Consider the following 23152-nt stretch of genomic DNA (forward strand, 5'->3'; position numbering starts at 1 on the left):
GTTTTATAAATACCTAGTAAGCGACAAAATTGCAATCAATTATGCCAAATACGCTGAATGTATTTTTTAAAAAACTGTGCTCAGCCTGGGCTCATGTATTGCGCCAATAACTTTGTTAATTCAGGCAAATGCTCCTGACCCCTTCTTTTTTCAGCAGGATACCAAATTTGTATGGAAGAAAAAGAGTTGAAAAAAGTATGTTTAAACTTTCATTTATTAAAAAAGATAGTTACATTTGAGCTTACCCTTTCGAGGGTATGTTTTTCATAGGTAGATGTAGGGTCGAATATTTATATTCGGCCCTTTTTTGTTGGGCAGGCTTCCCGTATCTTTATACCCTTATGAATAAGAGGAAATTAATTGTTGCAATTACCGGTGCCAGCGGATCTGTTTATGCCAAACTGTTGCTGGATAGCTTGTTAAGCTTAGCTGATCAGATCGAAAAAGTGGGGGTAGTCATGTCAGACAATGCAAAAGAGGTATGGCGTTTTGAGCTGGGCAACCAGGATTATAACCATTATCCCTTTACTTTTTATCCAAAAATGGATTTCAATGCGCCCTTTGCTTCTGGTTCTGCAAAATATGACACCATGATTATTATTCCCTGTTCAATGGGAACCTTAGGGCGCATCGCACAGGGAATTTCAAATGACCTGATCTCCAGGGCGGCTGATGTGATCTTAAAAGAACGCCGGAAACTGATCGCCGTAGTGCGCGATACCCCCTTTAGCCTCATCCACATCAATAACATGAAAACCCTTACTGAAGCCGGTGGAATCATCTGTCCTGCAAGTCCTTCCTTTTACAGTATCCCCAAAACCATTGAAGAGCTGGCGCAAACTGTAGTAAGCCGCGTGATCGATCTGGCCGGACTGGAGCAGGATAGTTACCGCTGGAATGAAGAATAATATCAGCTAAAACCTTACCTTTGCAAATGCTTTTGACCTGCAGGCCAAAAGCAACAATAGAAAAGGATGAAGAAAGTTGCATTTTATACACTGGGCTGTAAGTTGAATTTCTCTGAAACATCAACAATTGGCCGCTTATTTACCGATGCAGGCTATGCCGTTGTAGATTTTACCGACGGCGCTGACGTATACGTGATCAATACCTGTTCTGTAACAGAACATGCCGATAAAAAATGCCGGAAGGTAGTTAAAGAAGCCCTAAAATATGCCCCTCATGCCTATGTTACGATTGTGGGCTGTTATGCCCAGCTAAAACCAGCTGAAATAGCAGAGATAGAGGGGGTAGATATGGTACTCGGTGCAGCCGAAAAATTCCGTATTGTAGAATTCATCTCCGATCTTACCAAACAGCCCAAAGCGGTTGTCCATCAGCAAAATATAGAAAAAGTAAACCATAATTTCATTGCGGCCTATTCTATTGGCGACCGTACCCGTACTTTTTTAAAAGTACAGGATGGCTGCGATTATCCATGCACTTATTGCACCATCCCGCTGGCCAGGGGGGGGAGCAGGAGCGATACCATCGAAAATGTAATCAACCGGGCCCGGCAGATTGCCGAAAGTGGGGTAAAGGAAATTGTTTTAACAGGGGTAAACCTCGGCGATTTTGGCATCAGGAACGGCGAACGTGAAGACAAGTTTTTCGACCTGGTAAAAGCACTTGATGAAGTTGAAGGCATAGAAAGGATCAGGATCTCTTCTATAGAGCCCAACCTGCTCAGCAACGAGATCATCGAATTTGTGGCAACTTCTAAAAGGTTTGTACCCCATTTTCACATTCCTTTGCAGTCGGGTTCCAATAAAATACTGGGCCTGATGCGCAGGCGCTACCAAAGGGAACTGTATACCGAGCGCGTAGCTAAAATAAAGGCTGTAATGCCCAACTGCTGCATTGGTGTAGATGTCATTGTCGGATTCCCGGGCGAAACGCAGGAAGACTTCCTGGATACTTACCAGTTTTTAAATGAACTGGACATTTCATACCTGCACGTGTTTACCTATTCCGAACGGGAACAAACAGCGGCTGCCGAAATGAAAGGCCGTGTAGCAGGCAGCACCCGTGCCGAGCGCAGTAAAATGCTGCACATCTTATCAGACAAGAAACGCAGGGCCTTCTATCAGTCGCAGATCGGAACAGTGGGCGAAGTGCTTTTTGAAGACGATCAGAAAAATGGCTTTATGCATGGATTTACCAAAAACTATGTAAAAGTAAAGGCAAAATACGATCCGGTAATGGTGAATGAAATCAAAACGGTTAAACTGGTAGAACTAACTGCCGACGGAGAGGTAGAAGTTGCAGAAACAGCAGAAGTATTAGCGCATTAATCCTATATTCGCATAAAACTTATATTCGCGTATGTTTCCTACCGTATCTCATTTCATAGAATACCTTTTCGGTATACAGGTTCCGCTTCCCTTCAATACATTTGGTGTTTTTGTGGCGCTGGCCTTTATTGCAGGTTATTGGGCCTTTACCAAAGAGTTTAAACGCAAAGAGGCACTGGGCATTTTACATGCGGTAAAAAAAACAATAACTATAGGCAAGCCTGCCAGTACCATTGAACTGGCTTCCAATGCAGTTTTTGGCTTTTTGATAGGGTATAAGCTGGTTTACGCACTTTTAAATTATAGGTTGTTTGTAAGCGATGCGCAAACCGTACTCTTATCCATGAAGGGAAATATATTGGGCGGCTTATGCTTTGCCGGCCTGTTTGCCTGGTGGGACTACCATGAAAAAAATAAAGCAAAACTACCTAAACCTAAAACTGTTGAAGTAACCCAGCACCCGTATGAACTGATGGGCAACCTGATTGTATGGGCTGCAGTATGGGGCTTTTTAGGCGCTAAAATATTCGATAACCTGGAGCATTGGAACACCTTTGTGCAGGATCCGATCAACAGTTTGCTGTCGTTCAGCGGCTTAACCTTTTATGGAGGGCTCATCTGTGGTGGTGCTGCGGTATTGTACATTGCCCGGAAAAATGGTATCAAGCCATTGCATATGCTCGATATTGGTGGGCCTGGTATGATGCTGGCCTACAGTGTAGGCCGTATAGGCTGCCACATGTCCGGCGATGGCGACTGGGGTGTCGTAAATGTAAACCCAAAACCTTTCAGCTGGCTGCCCGACTGGCTCTGGGCATATACCTATCCAAACAACGTGGCCAACGAAGGTGAACGCATAGCTGGCTGTGTAGGCAAATTCTGTAATGAACTGCCTTTACCGGTTTATCCTACACCAATTTACGAGGTAGTCGTATGTTTTATCCTGTTTTTGTTCCTTTGGCGCATCCGTCACCGTATTAAGTTGCCAGGAATGATGTTCGGTATCTATCTGATGTTAAACGGACTGGAGCGCTTCTTCATAGAACTGATCAGGGTAAATACAAAATATGAAGTGGCAGGTTTAAGGTTTACACAGGCAGAAATGATCTCCAGTATGTTGTTCATTGCCGGTCTGCTGCTGGTCACCTATTCAGTCAGAAATAAAGAAAAATTAGCTAATTATTAATATCTGCAGGGTTTGAACTACGAAATATTGTGCGCAAAGGTTATTGCTATAGCCCGACTTACAGGTAATTTTATCAGGAAAGAATCCATGAACTTCGATGCTACGGACATTGAGTTCAAAGGACTGAATGATCTGGTTTCTTATGTAGATAAAAATGCAGAAAAGCAACTGGTCAGAAATTTGACCAAACTATTGCCCGGGGCCGGCTTCATTACCGAAGAAAAGACGGTTGACCGAACAGGCTCTACCTATAACTGGATCATTGATCCGCTCGACGGGACAACCAACTTTATCCACGGCATCCCTACCTATGCCATCAGCATTGCCCTTTATGAAGAGGCTAAGCCTGTTATTGGGGTAGTATACGAGATCAACCGCGGAGAGATGTTCTATACCTTTAAAGGGGGACAGGCTTTTCTAAATAACAAACCTATTGCTGTTTCATCCAGAACCAGACTGGCAGATTGCCTGCTGGCTACCGGTTTCCCTTATTATCAGTTCGACAAACAGTTGCAGTATATGGAGCTTTTAGCCGAAATGATGCGCAGCTGTCATGGTTTAAGAAGAATAGGGGCGGCGGCGGTAGACCTTGCCTATGTAGCCTGTGGCAGGTTTGATGCCTTTTTTGAATATAACCTCAACTCCTGGGATGTGGCAGCCGGGGCTTACCTTGTACAGCAGGCAGGCGGGCATATCCTGAATTTTGAAGGAGGGGATGAATTCATTGAAAAAAGAGAAATACTGGCCAGCAATGCTTTGCTGGATGAAGAGCTGCTCTTGCTGATGCAGAAACACTTTAAATAAAACACATAAAAAAAGGGGGTCATGATAAATGATCCCCTTTTTTTATGTGTTTGTAAATCTTATAAGGCTTCAGATACCACTTCTTTCACTTCCGGTACCATACGCTGCAATAAGTTTTGTATACCCGATTTTAACGTGATGGTAGAAGAAGGGCAGCCGCTGCATGAACCCCTTAACTCTACGGTAACCACACCATCGTCGAACGATTTATAGCTGATTGCCCCGCCATCCTGTTCAACTGCCGGACGTACATAATCGTGTAAAATCTGCTGGATCTTAATTTCCAGGTCGGATCCTTCAAAAGCTGGTGCTTCGGCCGATGTATCTTCCTTGATCTTATATTCTGATTCAACCGCGCCTTTTACAAACTCTTTCAGGATAGGTTCAATATCCGCCCATTCAGCATCCTCTGTTTTAGTAACGGTTACAAAGTTACTGGCAAAAAAAACACCGTTAACAAAGCTGAACTTAAACAGTTCTTTCGCAAAAGGAGAATGTTCTGCACTTTCTTTGGTCGCAAAATCTTCACTGCCATTGATCAATAATTTATTGACCATGAACTTCATTGTAGCAGGGTTTGGGGTCTGTTCTGTATATACGTTGATCGTCATTGTCTTAATTTTTTATACAAAAATAAATAATTCATTGATGCAATTCCCTTTGCAGGTGTCTGTTTTAGGTCATATATCTTAAACAGCCCTTTTAATGCCCTTAAAAGATGCCTGTATAATTAAATGGCGTAATCTGTTTCAGTTCTGTTTTAACCGCTTCAGTTACATTTAAGCCATCTATAAAGTCGGCCATAGTCAGTGCTGTAATCTTTTGGTTGGTGCGTGTCAGGTCTTTCAAAGCTTCATAAGGGTTAGGATAGGCCTCCCTTCTCAAAACAGTTTGTATGGCCTCGGCAACCACAGCCCAGTTGTTTTCCAGGTCGGCATCAATGGCTTCCTGGTTCAGCAGCAATTTGTTTAATCCCCTTAAAGTAGAGGCAATGGCAATGCTGGTATGCGCCATGGGCACCCCAACATTCCTCAGTACAGTCGAATCTGTAAGGTCTCTTTGTAAACGTGAAATGGGAAGTTTGGCAGCAAAAAACTCAAACAGGGCATTGGCTATTCCAGCATTCCCCTCTGCATTTTCAAAATCAATAGGGTTCACCTTATGCGGCATAGCCGAAGAGCCCACTTCTCCTTCTTTGATCTTTTGTTTAAAATAGTTTTTAGAGATATAGGCCCATATATCCCTGTCCAGATCTATAATGATGTTGTTGATCCTTTTCAAAGCATCACATTGTGCCGCAAACTGGTCGTAGTGTTCTATTTGCGTGGTATGCTGTGCACGGGTCAGGCCCAGGGCCTCATTTACAAAGCGATTCGAAAAGTGGACCCAGTTAATATTCGGATAAGCAATATGGTGTGCATTAAAATTCCCGGTAGCACCACCAAATTTAGCGCTGTTGGGTATATTCTTTAAGTTGTTCAGCTGTATTTCCAGGCGTTCGGCAAATACCAGGAACTCTTTGCCCAGTTTAGTAGGCGAGGCAGGCTGTCCGTGGGTATGGGCCAGCAAAGGCACATTTTTCCATTCATTGGCCAGGTTTTTTATTTTACTGATCAATTCAGTAATTCCAGGATAATAGACCTCGTTAAGGGCAAGTTTAAAGGTAAAGGGGATAGCGGTATTGTTGATGTCCTGCGAGGTTAAGCCAAAATGGATAAACTCTTTATAATCTGCCAGCCCCAGCAGGTCAAATTGTTTCTTGATGAAATATTCTACCGCTTTTACATCATGATTGGTAATCTTTTCTGTGTCTTTGATCTCCTGGGCATGCTGGTCATTAAACTGTTCATGGATGAGGCGTAATTTCGGGTAATTACCTTTATCAAACTGATCCAGTCCGGGTAAGCCAGCCTCACATAGCGCAATAAAATATTCAATTTCTACATAGACACGGTATTTGATCAATGCAGACTCTGAAAAATATTTAGAAAGGCTTTGTGTGGTGTTTCTGTAACGGCCGTCTACCGGAGAAATTGCTTGTAGTGGAGATAAATTCATGAATGAAAGGTTTTTTACAAGCGCAAAGGTAGCAATCCTGACGGCATAAAAAAAGGCCTTGGGATACCCAAGGCCTTTTTATAAATTCATTTAGCTTAGTGAGCTGGTTTAACTTCTTCAGTTGTAGTTTTAACTGTAGTATCTTTTACAGTTGAATCAGTAACTGTAGTATCAACTGTAGTTACAACAGCAGAAGTATCAGTTAAAGTAGTATCTGTAGATTCGCCAGTTTTTTCAGATGATTGACAAGCTGCTACTGATAAAGAGATTGCTAAAGCTAAAAAGCCAAATTTAAATGCGTTTTTCATTCTAATTCTATTTTAAATAATTAATTAATTTTACAGATTAATACCCCAAAACTTAAAAGGTAACCCAGCTGTTTCAAAAAAAAGTAAAATTATTTTTAATAACCTTATTTTTATGTGTTAACAAGCTGTTTTATAGCTAGATAAATTTTGTGAGTGGCCATCCGACGGCGCAAAGATATAACTTATGTATACATTAAAGTATATTTTTTTATTTTTGTTGAGGTCGCGGCCCTGCCTGCGCACAAATTAAAGCTCAATTTAACCTTTCCGGATAACAGGTCCTCACATCGTCCACACATGCTACACACTTTCTTCACAAAAAGGTACCTGTTTGTGGGTTTGGTGTGAAGGATAGGTGAACCAGGTGTGAAGAATGGCTTTCTTTGTGAAGAACCAGGCCTTTCCCCGCCTGTATTTTAGTAACAAAAAAGATAAGCGTTCAATGGGTTACCCCGGCATTATTCAGGTATTAAGGTGAAATACACAAAAAAAATAATTTTTTTAGCTAACATTGGGTTACCATTCACGTATAAAGGTATTAATTGGTGAGTAATAAGTTAAGCAGTTCAGTTCCAACAGATAGAGAGGTTGTTTTAGGGATTCTAAATAACTCGGAAGAAGCGCTAAATAAATTGTACACGGGATATTTCCCGATGATTTTACAGTTTATTTTAAATAACAACGGTAATGAGGATGATGCAAAAGACGTGTATCAGGAAGGCATCATCGTTTTGTACAATAAAATTAAAGGCGGTAATTTTGAATTAAGCAGTAAACTCAAAACATACATCTACTCGGTTTGCCGGAGGATTTGGTTGAAAAAGCTTTCACAGCAGAGCAGGAAATCAAATGACCTTTCAGACTTTGAAGATGTAATTGCTGTAGAAACAGATGTGGAACAGCATGAAGAAAAAGATCAGCAATTTGAAAAAATGCAGTCCGCACTTCTTCATCTAGGCGAACCCTGTAAAACCATTATTCAGGATTTTTATATAAATAACCTTTCCATGCAGGAAATCTGTGAAAAGTTTGGGTATACCAATACCGATAATGCCAAAACACAGAAGTATAAATGCCTGCAAAGGTTAAAAAAGTTATTTTTTCAATCTTAAATTGATATGAGGAACGAGTTAGAGTTAGAAGGTATAATTGAGGATTACCTGAATGGTAAACTGAATGATGATGAAGCAAAAGCTTTTGAACAATTGCGCTTAAATGATCCTGCTGTTGATCATAAGGTAGTTGCCCATAAGGTTTTTATGGAGTCATTAAACGATTATGCAAGGGTTTCTGACCTGAAAAATACGATGAACCTGATACATGAGCAGATGGATGTAAATGCCCTGAGCAGAAAACTGGGTCCTCATCCTTCTTTTATTGTTAACCTGTGGCGTAAAAATAAAGCTGCCATTGCTGTGGCCGCATCCTTTATCCTGTTAACAGTAGTTACCATTTATTCTATACAGCAAACCACGCAACAAACAGGGTCTTATGAAAAACTGAATAAGGAAGTAAATAACCTGAGAAGTTCAACAAATAACCTGATCAGAAATGTAAAATCCAATGCACCTGCAAAACCGAATGTAAACCCCGGTAAGTTTGGCGGTACCGGCTTTGCCCTTTCTTCAAATGGTTACATCTTAACCAGTCACCATGTGATTGAAAAGTCAGATTCAGTATATGTTCAAAACTATAAAGGCGATTCTTATAAAGTGAAAATGGTTTACAGTGACCCTGTAAACGATATCGCCATCCTGAAAATTACCGACAAGAATTTTTCTCATCTTTCAGCTTTGCCTTATTCGTTGAAAAAGAGCATTGCAGGTATGGGAGAACAGGTTTATACGCTGGGCTACCCTAAAGACGATGTGGTATTTGGAAAAGGATACCTGAGCTCTAAAACGGGTTTCAATGGAGATACACTGGCTTACCAGGTAGCCATTACCGTTAATCCGGGCAATAGCGGTGGCCCCTTGCTAGACAATAACGGAAACGTAATCGGTATCATCAATGCAAAGGAAAGCAACACCGACGGGGCGGCTTTTGCAGTAAAATCCAAATACATTGCCGAAGCATTAAATGCCATCCCGCAGGATTCACTGGTGAAACGGATTGTATCTGGTAAGACCAACCAGTTGCAGGGCCTTAAACTGACCAAACAAATTGAAAAGATGCAGGACTTTGTATTTATGATTAAAGTTTATAATTAGCATTAAATAAATATAAATTTGAAGACCCCGAAACTTTAACTAAGTTTCGGGGTTTTATTTTTTATATAGATTTTTAGATATGGATTTTGGAAAGGTAGCTGCAGCCGCAATTGCTGGTGTCGATTTTACATTGCCCCCAGATGGTAAACAAACAGCCATGACCCTGAATGGGCTGAAGCCGGTTAAAAGCCCTGATTTTTATATCGGCTGCGCCAAATGGGGCCGCAAGGAATGGGTAAATATGATTTATCCACCCAAAACAAAAGAAGCTGATTTTTTGGATGAATATGTAAAACATTTCAATTCTATAGAACTGAACGCTGTTTTTTACAGTATCCCCAATGCCGAACTGATCCGCAAATGGCGGATCAAAGCAGAAGAAAATTCAGGCAATGGCTTTGTTTTCTGTCCCAAGTTTTCCAGGACCATCAGCCATATCAAAAGGTTAAAGGATGCTGAAGTACCTACCGACCTTTACCTGTCGGGCATCTCTGAATTTGGTAAGTTCCTGGGGCCCTGCTTTCTGCAGCTGGGCGATAATTTTGGCCCCAAAAACTTTGAGGTACTTGAAAATTACCTGAAACAACTGCCCAAAGACCTGGAAGTTTTTGTGGAACTGAGACATGAAGAGTGGTTCTCGGACGCTGAAATGCGTGCCAGGCTTTTTGACATGCTGGCCGGCTTAAAAAAAGGTGCGGTAATTACAGATGCAAGTGGGCGCCGTGACTGTATGCACATGGAGCTGACCATCCCTGAAATATTTATACGCTTTGTGGGCAACGGACAGGAATTTGCAGCGTCCGACTTTGCGAGGATTGATGATTGGACAGCCCGGATAAAGACCTGGCTGGATAAAGGCTTAAAAAAGGTGTATTTTTTTCTGCACCAGCATGACGAGAAAGATACCCCGATCCTGGCCGATTATACCATACAACAATTTAACCAGCATTTAGGCGCTAAAGTTGCGGCAATCAATTTTATTGACAAACCCAAAGAAATTACAAAACAAAGAGAATTATTTTAAATACTATACTTAATTTGTAGACATTATTGGGTACCTTGTATACCTACATTATTTACACCTAAAAATATAAAATTATGAGTTTAAGAATAGGGGACACCGCTCCCAATTTTAAAGCAGACACTTCTATCGGTGAAATTGATTTCTATGAATTCTTAGGGGACAGCTGGGGTGTTTTGTTTTCCCACCCGGCAGATTATACACCGGTATGTACAACTGAGCTTGGCCGTACCTCGGCTTTGAAATCGGAATTTGAAAAAAGAAATGTTAAAGTACTGGCCTTAAGCGTAGATTCAGCAGAATCGCATAAAGGATGGATCAAGGACATCAACGAAACCCAAAATACCGAGGTCGATTTTCCGATCATCGCTGATGAGGATAAAAAAGTGGCTGATCTGTATGACATGATCCACCCTAATGCATCCGAGACCTTAACCGTGCGTTCTTTGTTCATCATATCACCGGATAAGAAAGTAAAACTGATGCTGACTTACCCTGCTTCTACAGGACGTAATTTCAATGAAGTACTCAGGGTAATCGATTCCCTGCAGCTTACCGCCAAGTATAGCGTGGCTACACCGGCCGACTGGGAAGATGGCCAGGATGTGGTGGTCATGAACAGCATTAAAACTGAGGATATTCCTGCAAAATTCCCTAAAGGGCATAAAGTGATCAAACCTTACCTGAGGACAACCCCTCAGCCAAATAAGTAAAAACCCAATAAAAAAGGGGTGTATCATCAATGATATACCCCTTTTTAAGTTTTTAGCCTAAGTTCCGGCTAAAAATACCTTCCAGCTCTTTAAATTTCGCTTTGATCTGCTGGTTCAGCTTTGGGTCAATTCCTTTCGCGGTTAACTCATCCAGTCCGCTTAAAACATACATACCCAGCTGTATGTCGCCAATTGAGGCACGCTGCAGGGCGGGCGACAGGGAAGCGATGTAACCCAGCTCCGCATCTAAAAATGACAAGGTTTGTTGGCCCAGTAAGCTTGCGGTTTTCCGGTCGTTTAAATGGTTCAGGTTACTGATGGTTTCCAGTCTGTTTAGCGTGTCGTGGATAGAATAAAGTTTTAAAGGCAGTTCCCTTACACTTTTGGTCATCACCTGCTGTGCCATGGCCTTTTTACCCTCATTGATGAGGTTGCCCGCCAGTGCGTTCTGAAAAACCCAGGTGTCATTGGCTACTCTTCGGGTTTCAGGATCCAGGTACCTGGCTGTATGGAAACCTTTAAAGTTCATTTTCTGCATGGTATTGTGGTACATGACCTCAGAATTGGTTACCTGCGATTTGTCGCGTTGATCATCCGCCCCTTTTTTATAGGGCAGCAGCCGGTAGGCATAACCTTCCAGGTGCAGGTATTTGTCCAGGCCGATATAGGTGTCATCAGACAATGAAGAACCAAAGTAAACCGGCCTTTCCCAGTTGTTGTGCGCCAGGATATCAAAGATGGCCAGGTCGGCCTTGGTAGCAAAATCTTTCTTGAAGTCCCATTCCATCTGTGGCACTACTTTGTCCAGGTCTTTGGCAGCTACGGTATTTGTCCTGACCAGCTGAGCGGCATCTACACTGAGCTTTAACCTTTTGGTAGGCAGGAAGTTTTCAAAAGAGCCACCCTGCATTTCTACCTTATCTTCCTTGCTGTCTGATGTAAGTACCGCCAGCAGGTCTTTTAGCTCTACACTATCCTTAAAGCCGTAATCGATATAAGGAAAATAATCGCGTACCCCTTTCTGGTATTGATCAGGCCGCATGGCAATGGGCAGTGCTGCCGATTGGTAGGCTTGTTTTTTCATCTGGTTGATGTAATCGCTGTCGGCCAGAAATTGCAGGTTCACCACTCTTACGTCAGTTCTGATACCTTCAACCTCCTGTGCATACCATAAAGGATAGGTATCGTTATCCGCATTGGTAAAGAGGATGGCATTGGGAGCGCAGGAGTTCAGGTAATTGCTGGCGAAATCGAGCGCCGTTTGCTTGCCCGAACGGTTGTGGTCGTCCCAGCCCTGTATGCCCATAATTGCTGGTGCGGCAAGCAGGCCCGTCAGCACAGCAATGGACAGGCTGAGTTTAGCTGCTGCAAAACGCTGAAACAGTTCCTGAATGGCCAGCACACCAAAACCAATAAAAATAGCAAAGGCATAAAATGAACCTACATAAGCATAATCGCGTTCCCGAACCTGCATCGGGTCCTGGTTCAGGTAACAGATAATGGCCAGTCCGGTGCAAAAGAACAGCGTGGTTATAATGAGTGTGGCCTGTTTGTTTTTACGGTATACATAGATCATTCCTGCCAGTCCCAGCAGCAGGGGCAGGCCATAATATACATTGTTGCCTTCATTTTTTGTAATGGAGGGCGGGAGTTTGGCCTGATTGCCCAGGCGCAGGGCATCCATACTTTTGATCCCGGTGATCCAGTTGCCGTCGGTAAAATTACCCTGGCTATGGATGTCGTTCTGCCGTCCTACAAAGTTCCATAAAAAATAGCGCATGTACATGAAACCTACCTGGTAGGTGCTAAAGAAGCTCAGGTTTTGCGCCAGGTTCGGGCTTTCATTTTCCCCAAGCCCCAGCCATTGCCGGTAAAAGGCGATGTGATTGGGTTTCTGGCTATAGGTGCGCGGGAAGATCAGGTTTTTATCGTATTCGGCCTTATATGTTTTACCCGATTCTTCATATTTATCAGCTCCCTTTCTATATTCGGTACCCGTTTCTTTAATGCCGGTTTGCCCGGCGTCAAAAGTACGGCCATACAGCAATGGCGTATCTCCGTAATTGGTGCGCCCAAGGTAGCCATACAGGGAAAAAGGATTGTCGGGATTGGACAGGTTGATGTTCGGTTTGGCATTTGCCCTGATCACGATCATGAAATAGGAACTGAAGCCAAAAAGCACAAAGGCAAGGCATACCAATGCCAGGTTAAGCTGGTATTTTTTGTGTTTAACAGAATAATAAATGCCATAGGCAATCCATAGAACTATCAGAAGTATAAAACTCATGGCGCCGGTACCAAAACCAAGGCCCAGGGTGTTGACAAAGAAAAGATCGGCCTGTGCGGCACTGAGCACCAGATATTGTACAATGGCAAACTGTACCAGACCTACCAGCAAGCAGCCAAATAACAATGCCTTAAACGTTCCCTTCAGGCCAGGCTTTGCCGTTGTTTTAAAATAGTATACCAGTACTATGGCCGGAATGGCAAGCAGACTCAACAGGTGCACACCTATCGACAGGCCCACCATGAAGGCGATAAACACCAGCCAGCGGTTGTCGGGCTCATTTTCCCATTTTAGTATGGCCCAGAATACTATGGCCGTAAACAGGGTAGACAGGGCATACACTTCGGCCTCTACGGCCGAGAACCAAAAGGTATCTGAAAAGGTATAGGCCAGCGCACCAATGGCACCCGCCGCTATGATGCTCAGGATCTGGGTATTGCTTTTCTTTTCAGGGTAAAGTTTAGTGGCAAGTGCAGTAATGGTCCAGTACAGGAACATAATGGTTGCGGCGCTAAACAGTACTGAGCTGAGGTTGATCCAATAAGCAATTTTAGTGGTATTGCCCATTGCCAGCAAAGAAAAGAGTTTGCCAATCATCAGGAACAAAGGCGCACCGGGCTGATGGCCCACTTCTAATTTGCTGGAAGCGGCAATAAATTCACCGCAGTCCCAGAAACTCAGTGTAGGCTCCATGGTAAGCCAGTAAACTACGGCGGCTATGCCAAACAGTATAAATCCGGTAAGGTTATTCAGGCGTTGGTAGGAGATCATGATTTGATTTTTGATTTAGGGTTAATCAAAAATAATTAAATCATTAGGATACAATTCTTTGCAAGTGTTAAAGTTTGTTAAAGAATGTTAAAAAATGGTGCTGGAAAGCTTTTGTTGATTAAAAGTAGGGGAAATCCTGGTTTTGGCCGACTAATAATGTTGTACAATGCTGGCATCGATGACCACATAACCTTCGCTCTTGCTGCGGGTAAAAATAAGGAACTGCTCATTGTCGGCTTTGATCTTATACTTTTTGACCAGGTTTTCGGCCTTGTCCCGGTAATTTCTGACGATGACATTTCCATACAGCTGCTTTTCTTTTTTGAGCTCGCCCGGACTGATGCAGCGGTTGATCTTAAATATCCTTCCCGGGAAACGGTCATTTACCAGTTCGCAAGTATAAAGCTGGGTTTGGGTATCTAATTTTTTCAGGCCATACGCCTGTGCGATCAGGTTAAAGGCCCCGCTTTTCAGCAAGGCAACATCGGGCTCGTACAGATAGCCCGACGGACTTCCCGCAAGCAGCTGTGCATGGCTGCTTTCTTCATCCCCCCTGTAAAAACTGAAACCTTTATGGGGCCCGTTCAGCATGCGGCAAACAATTTTAACCGGCGGCGTGGCTTCTTTTTCCATCACCCAAAGCAATTCCTTCAGTTCATTCCGCAAACTTACGATGTGAATTTCTGCTACGTTTTTGAGTTCCTTTAAACCGGCAGTAAGGTCAAGCAGGGGAGCGGTTTTAACAATAACGCGTTGAGCGCAGGACAGCAGTAAATCCAGGTGTTCTACCACATTGGGTGTACAGTCCTTCAGCATAAAAACTTTTCCGGCTGTGCTTCTTCTGGCAGGATCGATATAAATGGAATCGTATGGCTTTCCACTGGTTTTAAGAAATGCAATGCCATCGGTGGCCAGAAACTGTATGTTCGTCAGTCCCAGTACCTGGGCATTGTGTGCCGCTATTTCAGACAGTTCAGTATTGATCTCGCAATGGGTTACCGTTTTCAGTACCCTGGCAAAATAACAGCTGTCTACCCCAAAACCCCCGGTAAGGTCAATCAGGTTATCGCCAACCGCCAGTCCCGCTTTATAAGCAGCTGTAGTTTCAGAAGAACATTGTTCAACAGAAAGGACTGGGGGGTAATAAATGCCCTCCTGCCTGTACCAGGAAGGTAATTTTTTAAAGGATTTGTTTTTTGCGGCAATCTGCCCGGCCAGTTCCCGGGCATCCACTTCCTTAAAGGGACTTTTGGCCATAGCCATTTTATGTACATCCTCAGTTAGGTGTTTGCTGATGTATTCCTGAACGGCTTTATCTAAAATGTGCTTGTTCAATAGCCTGTTTATTCCGTTTTTACTTTGTCGCGCATTACAATCTGGCAGGTATTCCTGCTTTTCACTTCCAGAAGTATGTTTTTATTTACCGTAACCCGATCTATGGTTTCCTGGTTGTAATACCTGATGGTCACCAGCTCTACACCGGTATTGTATTTTACCTTATAGTGCCTGGACAGGTCGGCCATTAAATGCTCCAGTTTCAGTGCATCATGGTCAAAGCTGATGGAGAAACTGATGGCCGAGTTGAGCATGGTATTGATTTTAACCCGGTGTTTATGGAAAAGGCTGAAAATATCGCTCAGGTTCTCTTCAATGATGAAAGAAAAATCTTTTGGAAAAATAGAGATCAGCGCCTGGTTTACCTTAAATATAAAGGAAGGGACAGGCAGGTGGTTCTTCAGGTCTGTAATGTCGGTCCCCTCGGCTTCTGGATGCAAAAAAGAGCGTACGTATAAAGGAATGCTTTTGTTCTGGATAGGCTTGATGGTCTTGGGATGGATAATGGTTGCCCCATAATAGGCCAGCTCTATTGCATCATGATAAGAAAGCTGCGGGATCCTTTCTGTCTCATCAAACCATTTTGGGTCGGCATTTAATACGCCCGGTACATCTTTCCATATGGTAAGTGATGTTGCATTTAAGCAGGCAGAAAATATGGCCGCCGAATAATCAGAGCCATCACGGCCCAGCGTAGTGGTAAAATTTTCACTGGTACTGCCAATAAAACCCTGGGTAACCGCTATGTTTTGCTGCAGCAATGGCACCAGGTTCTTGCTGATCTCCGCTTCAGTCTTGTCCCAGTTTACCAATCCCTCGCGGTAGGTATTGTCGGTATGCACATAGTTGCGGGCATCCAGCCATTTTACATCACTGCGTAAGGTAGCCAGCCATGCGGCCAGTATTTTAGAAGAGACAATCTCGCCGATAGATACGATCTGGTCGTAAATGTAATCGGCCGCATCATCGGGTTCTTCTTCAATCAGCCAGTCTATTTCTACAAAGGTGTTCATCACCTCGTCATATACCGGATGGTTATGGTCGGCAAACAATTGGTGCAGCACATTGAAATGATACAGTTTAATGTTTTCAAATATTTGCTGCATGTCGTCCTGGCCATTCAGATATGCCCTGTACAGGTCTTCCAGCTGGTTGGTTATTTTGCCCATGGCAGAAACCACCACCAGCAGTTCATTGCCGCTATGACTGTTGATAATAGATGAAACGTTTTTTATTCCTTCGGCATCTTTTACAGATGCGCCACCAAATTTAAATACTTTCATCTGTTAATCTCTAGGGTTTAATAAGCTGTTGGGTCTTGCAATTTCTTTCAGTTCGGCAAAGGGGATCAGCAGTTCAGTTGTGCCATAAGCATAGGCTTTGATCTCGTACGGATTGTAAAGAAACTTTAATCCTTCTTTGGTGATGGTGAAATTCTGGTTCAGACTGAACTTATCGTTTTCAAAAAAATAATTGTCTTTCAGGCTTGCTGAGGGCGGAATCTTTTCATTTTTTCTGAAGATCTTTTCTGCTACTGCCGTTAAAGCGGGCATACTTCCGGGCTTGATCAGCGTGTCGAGCACAATTTCCTGGTGACTTACCGGATCATAGTTCAGATAGGTAAAAACAGTGTTGGGATGTGCCCCGCCTTCGTAATTGATAAAGGTATATAAAAAGGACAGGTAACGGGGCTGCCGGGCAGCAACTTCTACCTTGCCATTCATAAACCAGGTTTGTGCATAATCCTTGTTTTCCTTACTGAAATCATCAAAGTTCTTTACAAAGGCTTCACTAAAATCCTGATAAGAACTGTAATGTTCACCTTCATTGGCGGAGTTCATTACTTTTTGTTCAATAAACTGGTTTATTTTCTGATCGGCAAATACAGGGTAAGAGAGCACTGCTTTTGTAGTGTCCTTTACATTTTCGCTGCTGATGGGGTGCTGACTGTAAACTTTTACGGAGTCGTACTTAAAAGAGAGCTGTTCTGCAGCGGCAATGATGGTCGAATCTGTATTGCTGCCAGCTTTTTGTTCGCTCTGGCATGCCGCAAAACTGGCCGCCACCAGCAATATATATAGTTTTTTCATTGGCATATGTTTCATGTATTTTGCAGTTCGGCCAATTTTTCTGTCGAAAAAGCGGCATTTAACCAACCTGCCTCAAGCTGTGCATTGTATTTATTGTAAAAATTAATGGCCGGCTGGTTCCAGTCCAGCACCTGCCAGCTCATTCCTTTAAAGCCCTTTTCTCCGGCCTCTTTAATGACGGCTTCAAAAAGCAGTTTTCCGATCCCTTTGCCTCTGTAGGCTTCTGTTACAATAAAATCTTCCAGGTACAGGCGGCGGCCTTTCCAGGTCGAATACCGCGTATAATAAATGGCAAACCCTGCAATAAAGCCATCTTCTTCTGCTATAAAAGCTTCCCAAACCTTGGTTTTGCCAAAACCCGCATCAATAAATTCGTCCAGTGTTACGGTTACTTCTTCCGGTGCCTTTTCATAAACGGCCAGTTCATTTACCAGTTCCAGCAATCTGACACAATCTTCTTTTACCGCTACTCTTATATTTATGCTCATTCTACTGTATAATGTTTAATCCGTCTTTTTCCAAAAATACTGCTGCCTATGCGTACCATGGTGCTGCCCTGTTCAACGGCCAGTTTATAATCGCCCGACATGCCCATAGAGATCTCCTTAAAATGAGCAGTCTTTCTAAAAAAGCTTAGTTTAATCCCGTCAAACAGCACTTTAAGTTCATGAAACTCATCTGATGTTTGTTTTTCCAAAGCATGGTTACTGGCTATGCCCATTACCCCGGTAATGCGCACGTTTTTCATGGCTTCAAATTCTTCCGAACGCAGCAGTTCTATCGCTTCGTCAAAGCCCAGCCCAAACTTGGTATCCTCATCTGCAATATAGATCTGCAGCAGGCAATCGATCACTCTTTTGTTTTTTGCCGCCTGTTTATTGATCTCGGCCAGTAATTTTAAACTGTCAACAGATTGGATCAGGCTGATAAATGGTGCTATGTATTTCACCTTATTGGTCTGCAAATGACCGATCAGGTGCCATTCAATATCCTGCGGTAGTTTAGCTTGTTTATCAACCAGTTCCTGTACAATGTTTTCTCCAAATATCCTTTGTCCGGCATTATAGGCTTCTAAAACTGCATCGGCTTCCTGGTACTTGGAAACTGCAATTAATTTAACACCTGCCGGGTCCAGTTCGCTTTTATATTTTAATAAGTTATCTGCTATACTCATTTATCAGTATTTTTGGTAAAATTAATAACCTTAGCGAACTTTGTCTAAGAAATAATGATGTTTTAACATAATGAGGAAAATTCTGTATAGCATAGTTGTTATTTTTTCTGTTTCTGGCTGTAAACCGGGTATACCTAAGGATATCATACAGCCGGATGAGATGGCTATGGTATTGCACGATATCCATCTGACAGATGCAGTTGTTAACAATGTGGGCCGCCCCGATTCGGCCAAAATGATTGCAGCCGCCTATTACAAGGGGATTTATAAAAAATACAATATAGACTCGGCATTGTACAGTCGCAGTATGGCCTATTATTACGATGATCCTAAAGTCTTAAGCGCAATTTACGGTAAGGTAGTGGGCGAGCTGAAAAAAGAAATGAATGTCATTGAAAAAGCCGATTCACTGCTGAATGCAAATGAGGTATTAAAGATAAGACGAAAGGCATTGCAGGACTCTACAAGAAAGGCAGATTCTCTTTTTTGGGCCAACTTTTTGTTAAGAGATTCTGCCAGGAGCCGCGATTTGCCGGTTGAAAGCAGGGAGGTGATCAAATTAAAGATGGGCTACAAGGGGCCAAAAGATTTAAAATAAGTATGTTATATCCGGAGAATTGTTTGGAGCGTTTGGGTTTTAATGAGGTAAAACAGCTTATCCACAAACATTGTTTAAGCCCGATGGGGCAGCAAATGGTGGCAAAAATGCAGGTGATGGCCAAGTTTGACCAGATCAATAAGTTTTTGCGGCAAACGCAGGAGTTCAAAAGTATTCTTGAAAACCAGGAACCTTTGCAGATCAGTACCTTTTTTGACATTAAAAGTCTGGCCGATAAGATCAGGGTAGAAGGCACTTACCTGGTAGAAGAAGAGCTGCACCAGATGTACGCCTCTTTGCAAACGGTGTTTTCGGTATTGCGCTTCTTTGAAGAACGTGCCGCTGTTTATCCCAATCTGGAAGCTTTGTTTGAACACCTTCCGGTAGAAAAAAATATCCTTAAAAAGATTGAAACCGTACTTGACCCAAAGGGTAAAATAAAGCCAAATGCTTCGCCGGCACTGCAAAACATTATTGGCGATATTGCCAAAGCAGAACAGGATGTGCGCAAGCGGATGGACTCGATCTATAAGCAGGCGGTAAGCAACAACTGGGTGGCCGATGGCAGTCTGACCATCCGCGATGGCCGGATGTGCATCCCTGTGCTGGCCGAAAACAAGCGTAAGCTGAAAGGCTTTGTACACGACGAATCGGCAAGCGGACAAACGGTTTACATTGAACCGGAAGAGGTTTTTACCTTAAACAATAAGCTCAGGGACCTGGAGTTTGACAAGCGCAGGGAGATCATCAGAATACTGATTGCGCTGACCACTGAACTGAGGCCTTATACACCTTTGCTGCTATCGTACCATGGTTTTTTAACAAAACTTGATTTTGTAAGGGCAAAAGCCTTGTTTGCCATTGATGTAGAGGCCGATATGCCGGTACTGATCAATGCGGCAAAAACCAGGCTGGTCAATGCCAGGCACCCCTTATTGTATCTTTCCTTTAAGGAAGACAAAAAAACGGTGGTGCCTTTGAACATCCACATCAACGAGGAACTGAGAATTGTACTGGTATCCGGCCCCAATGCCGGAGGTAAATCGGTATGCATGAAAACGGTGGGCCTGTTGCAGTTAATGGTACAGTCGGGCTTACTGATCCCCGTTCATGAATCCAGTGAGGTAGGAATATTCGACAATATATTTGCAGATATTGGTGACGACCAGTCGATAGAAAGTGATTTGAGTACCTACAGTGCCCATTTAACCAAAATGCGCTATTTTGTGGCCCATGCCACACCAAAATCGCTGGTACTGATCGATGAGTTTGGTACAGGTACCGATCCGCAGTTTGGCGGACCAATGGCCGAGGCGGTGCTGGAAGTGCTGAACAATAAAAAGGCAAGGGGGGTAATCACTACCCACTATTCCAATTTAAAGTTGTTTGCTGGCAATACACCCGGACTGGAAAATGCCTCTATGTTGTTTGACAACGACCGGATGAAGCCCCTGTATATATTGGAGATTGGCAAACCCGGTAGTTCTTATGCTTTTGAGATAGCCCAGAATATAGGCCTGCAAAAGGAAGTGCTGGATTTGGCAAGGGCCAAAACAGGCACCAACCAGAACCGGATAGACAGTTTGCTGGTAGACCTGGAACGCGAGAAAAAACAGATCTACGATACCAAACTGAATTTATCTAACCAGCAGAACAAGGTAAAAAACCTGGTGGCCGAGAATGAAAAGCTGAAGGCTTTTCTGGACGACAATAAAAAGATACTGATCAAAGAGGCCAAGCTGGAAGCACAGAACATCATTAAAAATGCCAATAAGCTGGTTGAAAATACCATTGCCGAAATTAAGGAAAAGCAGGCCGATAAAGCGGTAACCAAACAGCTGCGGCAAAACCTGCAACAGGTGCTGGTGCAAAACCAGGTACGGGAAGACAAAAAGCCCGAGCCGGTTAGCCCTTTAAACTTAAATACACCAATAGAAGTAGGCGATTGGGTGCAGCTGAAGGACAGTGAAACCACAGGCCAGGTACTGGAGATCAACAGGGACAACCTGGTGCTGGCGCTGGGCGACCTGCGTTCGGTGCTCAAAAAGAACAGGGTATTTAAGATCAGCAACAGGGAGGCTAAAAAAGCCGCACAGCGGAATTCTTATACCGGCAGCGTTGCTGAGGCCATCAGTAATTTCAATGCCGAACTGGACCTTAGGGGCATGCGGGGCGAAAATGCTTTGCACGAGGTAGAAAAGTACCTGGACAAATCCATTATGCTTGGTTTTCCTTTTGTAAAGCTCATCCATGGTAAGGGGGATGGTATTTTGAGAAAACTGATCAGGGATTACCTGAAAAAGTACAGCCAGGTGAACAGGGTAGAGGATGAGCATGCCGACAGGGGTGGCGATGGGATTACTTATGTTTATTTTAATTAAACATATTTAAAATGAGTGTGTTATATTTAAGGTAACCCAATTTATTCATCAAATCCATTGCTCATGAAAATCCTCGCTATAAGTATGTTTGCCCTTTTAATGGCTTTTTTTGCCTGTAAAAAGAACAAATCCAATACCCTTGAGGGCGAACAGCTGCCCGATGTGGAATTAAAGACCAGAACGGTAAGTTCCGGCCTGTCGCATGTATGGGAAATGGTTTATGGCCCCGATCAGCAGTTGTGGATCACCGAAAGGGCTGGTAAGATCAGTCGCGTTAACCCGCAGACAGGTGCAGTAAGCCTGCTGCTGAATGTGCCCGATGTGGTGTCCAATGGTGAAGGTGGCCTGCTGGGTATGGCTATAAACCCACAGTTTAGCACCAATCCATGGGTATATGTGGTATACAATTACAATTCTGCTTCGGGCTATAAAGAAAAGGTAGTGCGCTATACCTATTCGGGTACTGCCTTAACCTCGCCATTAACCATTCTCGACCTTATCCCTGCATCCTCCATCCATAATGGGTCCAGGTTGCTGATCAGCAATGACCAAAAGCTTTTTATCAGCACTGGTGATGCCAGTGAAGCTGCAAATGCGCAAAATACCGCTTCTTTATCGGGTAAAATATTACGCGTAAATATGGATGGCAGCATTCCTGTGGATAATCCGATAGCGAACAACAGGGTATGGACTTACGGGCACCGTAATCCGCAGGGACTGGTGCAGGTGGGTGCTAAGCTCTATGCATCGGAACATGGGCCAAACAATGATGATGAAGTAAACCTGATCCTGAAGGGCCGTAACTATGGCTGGCCAAATGTGGAAGGTTTTTGCGATAAACCTGCCGAGCAGACTTTTTGCAGCGCCAACAATGTGGTAGAGCCGCTGATGGCCTGGACACCCACTATTGCCACATCCGGATTAACCTATTACAATTCCGATCTGATCCCCCAGTTTAAAAATTCATTGCTGCTGCTCAGTTTAAAGGCCTCTAAATTTACCCAGCTTAAACTGAATGAGGCGGGTGATAAAATATTGGGCAGCAAAGATTTTTTTGTCAATGAATTTGGCCGCTTAAGGGCCATATGCCAGTCGCCCGACGGCAAAATATACATAGGCAGCAGCAATGGCAGCAACGATAAGATCATAGAAATCAACTAAACATTTGGCCGGTACGCCGGATATAGTATAATTTAGCAGCAAAATCTAATGATATGATCAATAAAGTTGTTTCAGGTGCTGAAGAAGCGATAAAAGACATCGAAGATGGCAGCACCCTGATGCTTGGTGGCTTTGGTTTATGCGGTATTCCCGAAAACTGTATTGCTGCACTGGTAAAAATGGGGGTTAAAGGTTTAACCTGTATTTCTAACAATGCCGGTGTAGATGATTTTGGAATAGGCTTGATGCTGCAGCAGCGCCAGGTAAAAAAGATGATCTCTTCTTATGTAGGTGAAAATGCAGAATTTGAACGTCAGCTGCTGAGTGGTGAGCTGGAAGTGGAACTGATCCCTCAGGGTACACTGGCTACCCGCTGTATGGCTGCAGGTTATGGTATGCCGGCCATTTTTACCCCGGCAGGGGTGGGTACAGAAGTAGCGGAAGGTAAAGAGATCAGAAATTTTAAAGGTAAAGATTACCTGATGGAATATGCCTTTGAGGCAGATTTTGCTATCGTAAAAGCCTGGAAAGGGGATACTGCCGGAAACCTGATCTACAGGTCGACCAGCAGGAACTTTAACCCGGTAATGGCCATGGCGGGTAAAGTTACCATTGCCGAGGTGGAAGAGCTGGTGGAAGCTGGCGGGCTTGATCCCGACCAGGTACATACCCCCGGTGTATTTGTACACCGTATTTTTCAGGGCCCGGCTTATGAAAAAAGAATAGAACAACGTACAGTAAGGACCAACGGATAAGCCCAT

The 23152-nt window shown here is 43.4% G+C and carries 21 protein-coding genes; 12 read left to right on the top strand and 9 right to left on the bottom strand.

Features of this window, described 5'->3' with window-relative positions; genetic code table 11:
- The first annotated feature begins 341 nt into the window (after nt 1-341).
- From HDC92_RS14785 to HDC92_RS14800, 4 genes are all read left to right on the top strand, one after another.
- Nucleotides 342-908: a UbiX family flavin prenyltransferase gene (locus HDC92_RS14785; protein ID WP_183875603.1), complete on the top strand. Its 567-nt coding sequence runs from the start codon at nt 342-344 to the stop codon at nt 906-908.
- 66 nt (nt 909-974) lie between these two features.
- Entirely contained in the window at nt 975-2294 is a 1320-nt protein-coding gene (gene mtaB, locus HDC92_RS14790; RefSeq protein WP_183875605.1) for a tRNA (N(6)-L-threonylcarbamoyladenosine(37)-C(2))-methylthiotransferase MtaB, read from the top strand.
- 31 nt (nt 2295-2325) lie between these two features.
- A complete protein-coding gene (locus HDC92_RS14795) occupies nt 2326-3480 on the top strand; it encodes a prolipoprotein diacylglyceryl transferase (RefSeq protein ID WP_183875607.1) in 1155 nt (384 codons plus the stop codon).
- A 12-nt stretch (nt 3481-3492) separates the two neighbouring features.
- Nucleotides 3493-4284 (top strand): inositol monophosphatase family protein, encoded by a 792-nt coding sequence (locus HDC92_RS14800; protein WP_183875609.1) that lies wholly within the window; start codon nt 3493-3495, stop codon nt 4282-4284.
- Nucleotides 4285-4343: 59 nt separating this feature from the next.
- Here HDC92_RS14800 and HDC92_RS14805 read toward each other — a convergent pair whose 3' ends face one another.
- The 3 genes from HDC92_RS14805 to HDC92_RS14815 form a co-directional block, all read right to left on the bottom strand.
- The gene (locus HDC92_RS14805) at nt 4344-4895 is read right to left on the bottom strand and encodes a NifU family protein (RefSeq protein ID WP_015808742.1); all 552 of its coding nucleotides are present in this window, start codon (nt 4893-4895) and stop codon (nt 4344-4346) included.
- 100 nt (nt 4896-4995) lie between these two features.
- Entirely contained in the window at nt 4996-6342 is a 1347-nt protein-coding gene (gene purB, locus HDC92_RS14810; RefSeq protein WP_183875612.1) for an adenylosuccinate lyase, read from the bottom strand.
- 95 nt (nt 6343-6437) lie between these two features.
- Entirely contained in the window at nt 6438-6650 is a 213-nt protein-coding gene (locus HDC92_RS14815; protein ID WP_015808740.1) for a hypothetical protein, read from the bottom strand.
- Between the two features lie 545 nt (nt 6651-7195).
- Here HDC92_RS14815 and HDC92_RS14820 point away from each other — a divergent pair.
- The 4 genes from HDC92_RS14820 (at nt 7196) to HDC92_RS14835 (ending at nt 10594) form a co-directional block, all read left to right on the top strand.
- Nucleotides 7196-7762, top strand: coding sequence for an RNA polymerase sigma factor (locus HDC92_RS14820; RefSeq protein ID WP_015808739.1), 567 nt, complete (start codon nt 7196-7198; stop codon nt 7760-7762).
- A gap of 6 nt (nt 7763-7768) precedes the next feature.
- Complete coding sequence (locus HDC92_RS14825) at nt 7769-8860, top strand: S1C family serine protease (RefSeq protein WP_183875614.1); 1092 nt, start codon at nt 7769-7771, stop codon at nt 8858-8860.
- 79 nt (nt 8861-8939) lie between these two features.
- A complete protein-coding gene (locus HDC92_RS14830; protein WP_183875616.1) occupies nt 8940-9884 on the top strand; it encodes a DUF72 domain-containing protein in 945 nt (314 codons plus the stop codon).
- 74 nt (nt 9885-9958) lie between these two features.
- Nucleotides 9959-10594 (top strand): peroxiredoxin, encoded by a 636-nt coding sequence (locus tag HDC92_RS14835; RefSeq protein ID WP_015808736.1) that lies wholly within the window; start codon nt 9959-9961, stop codon nt 10592-10594.
- A gap of 52 nt (nt 10595-10646) precedes the next feature.
- Here HDC92_RS14835 and HDC92_RS14840 read toward each other — a convergent pair whose 3' ends face one another.
- The 6 genes from HDC92_RS14840 to HDC92_RS14865 form a co-directional block, all read right to left on the bottom strand.
- Nucleotides 10647-13652: a DUF2723 domain-containing protein gene (locus HDC92_RS14840; protein ID WP_183875618.1), complete on the bottom strand. Its 3006-nt coding sequence runs from the start codon at nt 13650-13652 to the stop codon at nt 10647-10649.
- 150 nt (nt 13653-13802) lie between these two features.
- Complete coding sequence (locus HDC92_RS14845; protein ID WP_183875620.1) at nt 13803-14987, bottom strand: hypothetical protein; 1185 nt, start codon at nt 14985-14987, stop codon at nt 13803-13805.
- A gap of 8 nt (nt 14988-14995) precedes the next feature.
- Nucleotides 14996-16270 carry an aspartate kinase gene (locus HDC92_RS14850; protein ID WP_015808733.1) on the bottom strand — a complete coding sequence of 425 codons (1275 nt, stop codon included), beginning with the start codon at nt 16268-16270 and terminating at the stop codon, nt 14996-14998.
- A gap of 3 nt (nt 16271-16273) precedes the next feature.
- Entirely contained in the window at nt 16274-17077 is an 804-nt protein-coding gene (locus tag HDC92_RS14855; RefSeq protein WP_238326484.1) for a DUF3298 and DUF4163 domain-containing protein, read from the bottom strand.
- Between the two features lie 11 nt (nt 17078-17088).
- Nucleotides 17089-17565, bottom strand: coding sequence for a GNAT family N-acetyltransferase (locus HDC92_RS14860; RefSeq protein ID WP_183875622.1), 477 nt, complete (start codon nt 17563-17565; stop codon nt 17089-17091).
- On the bottom strand, nt 17562-18251 hold the full coding sequence (locus HDC92_RS14865; RefSeq protein ID WP_015808730.1) for a YggS family pyridoxal phosphate-dependent enzyme: 690 nt from the start codon (nt 18249-18251) through the stop codon (nt 17562-17564). Before HDC92_RS14865 ends, HDC92_RS14860 begins: the two co-directional genes overlap by 4 nt.
- A 70-nt stretch (nt 18252-18321) precedes the next feature.
- Here HDC92_RS14865 and HDC92_RS14870 point away from each other — a divergent pair, with 70 nt between their 5' ends.
- From HDC92_RS14870 to HDC92_RS14885, 4 genes are all read left to right on the top strand, one after another.
- On the top strand, nt 18322-18849 hold the full coding sequence (locus HDC92_RS14870) for a DUF4296 domain-containing protein (RefSeq protein WP_015808729.1): 528 nt from the start codon (nt 18322-18324) through the stop codon (nt 18847-18849).
- 2 nt (nt 18850-18851) lie between these two features.
- The gene (locus HDC92_RS14875; protein ID WP_015808728.1) at nt 18852-21230 is read left to right on the top strand and encodes an endonuclease MutS2; all 2379 of its coding nucleotides are present in this window, start codon (nt 18852-18854) and stop codon (nt 21228-21230) included.
- A gap of 63 nt (nt 21231-21293) precedes the next feature.
- Complete coding sequence (locus tag HDC92_RS14880; protein ID WP_183875624.1) at nt 21294-22391, top strand: PQQ-dependent sugar dehydrogenase; 1098 nt, start codon at nt 21294-21296, stop codon at nt 22389-22391.
- Nucleotides 22392-22444: 53 nt separating this feature from the next.
- Nucleotides 22445-23146, top strand: a complete 702-nt coding sequence (locus tag HDC92_RS14885) for a CoA transferase subunit A (protein WP_183875626.1) — start codon at nt 22445-22447, stop codon at nt 23144-23146.
- The last annotated feature ends 6 nt before the right edge of the window (nt 23147-23152 follow it).

This window comes from Pedobacter sp. AK017 (assembly GCF_014200825.1).
Lineage (GTDB): Bacteria > Bacteroidota > Bacteroidia > Sphingobacteriales > Sphingobacteriaceae > Pedobacter > Pedobacter heparinus.

Excerpts from the sequence above, each read along its gene's own strand:
- HDC92_RS14875 (WP_015808728.1), top strand. The coding sequence starts at position 18,852 with ATGTTATATCCGGAGAATTGTTTGGAGCGTTTGGGTTTTAATGAGGTA.
- HDC92_RS14785 (WP_183875603.1), top strand. The coding sequence starts at position 342 with ATGAATAAGAGGAAATTAATTGTTGCAATTACCGGTGCCAGCGGATCT.
- HDC92_RS14880 (WP_183875624.1), top strand. The coding sequence starts at position 21,294 with ATGAAAATCCTCGCTATAAGTATGTTTGCCCTTTTAATGGCTTTTTTT.
- HDC92_RS14805 (WP_015808742.1), bottom strand. The coding sequence starts at position 4,895 with ATGACGATCAACGTATATACAGAACAGACCCCAAACCCTGCTACAATG.
- HDC92_RS14830 (WP_183875616.1), top strand. The coding sequence starts at position 8,940 with ATGGATTTTGGAAAGGTAGCTGCAGCCGCAATTGCTGGTGTCGATTTT.
- purB (WP_183875612.1), bottom strand. The coding sequence starts at position 6,342 with ATGAATTTATCTCCACTACAAGCAATTTCTCCGGTAGACGGCCGTTAC.
- HDC92_RS14840 (WP_183875618.1), bottom strand. The coding sequence starts at position 13,652 with ATGATCTCCTACCAACGCCTGAATAACCTTACCGGATTTATACTGTTT.
- HDC92_RS14870 (WP_015808729.1), top strand. The coding sequence starts at position 18,322 with ATGAGGAAAATTCTGTATAGCATAGTTGTTATTTTTTCTGTTTCTGGC.
- mtaB (WP_183875605.1), top strand. The coding sequence starts at position 975 with ATGAAGAAAGTTGCATTTTATACACTGGGCTGTAAGTTGAATTTCTCT.
- HDC92_RS14825 (WP_183875614.1), top strand. The coding sequence starts at position 7,769 with ATGAGGAACGAGTTAGAGTTAGAAGGTATAATTGAGGATTACCTGAAT.
- HDC92_RS14850 (WP_015808733.1), bottom strand. The coding sequence starts at position 16,270 with ATGAAAGTATTTAAATTTGGTGGCGCATCTGTAAAAGATGCCGAAGGA.
- HDC92_RS14835 (WP_015808736.1), top strand. The coding sequence starts at position 9,959 with ATGAGTTTAAGAATAGGGGACACCGCTCCCAATTTTAAAGCAGACACT.
- HDC92_RS14855 (WP_238326484.1), bottom strand. The coding sequence starts at position 17,077 with ATGAAAAAACTATATATATTGCTGGTGGCGGCCAGTTTTGCGGCATGC.
- HDC92_RS14815 (WP_015808740.1), bottom strand. The coding sequence starts at position 6,650 with ATGAAAAACGCATTTAAATTTGGCTTTTTAGCTTTAGCAATCTCTTTA.
- HDC92_RS14885 (WP_183875626.1), top strand. The coding sequence starts at position 22,445 with ATGATCAATAAAGTTGTTTCAGGTGCTGAAGAAGCGATAAAAGACATC.
- HDC92_RS14860 (WP_183875622.1), bottom strand. The coding sequence starts at position 17,565 with ATGAGCATAAATATAAGAGTAGCGGTAAAAGAAGATTGTGTCAGATTG.
- HDC92_RS14865 (WP_015808730.1), bottom strand. The coding sequence starts at position 18,251 with ATGAGTATAGCAGATAACTTATTAAAATATAAAAGCGAACTGGACCCG.
- HDC92_RS14795 (WP_183875607.1), top strand. The coding sequence starts at position 2,326 with ATGTTTCCTACCGTATCTCATTTCATAGAATACCTTTTCGGTATACAG.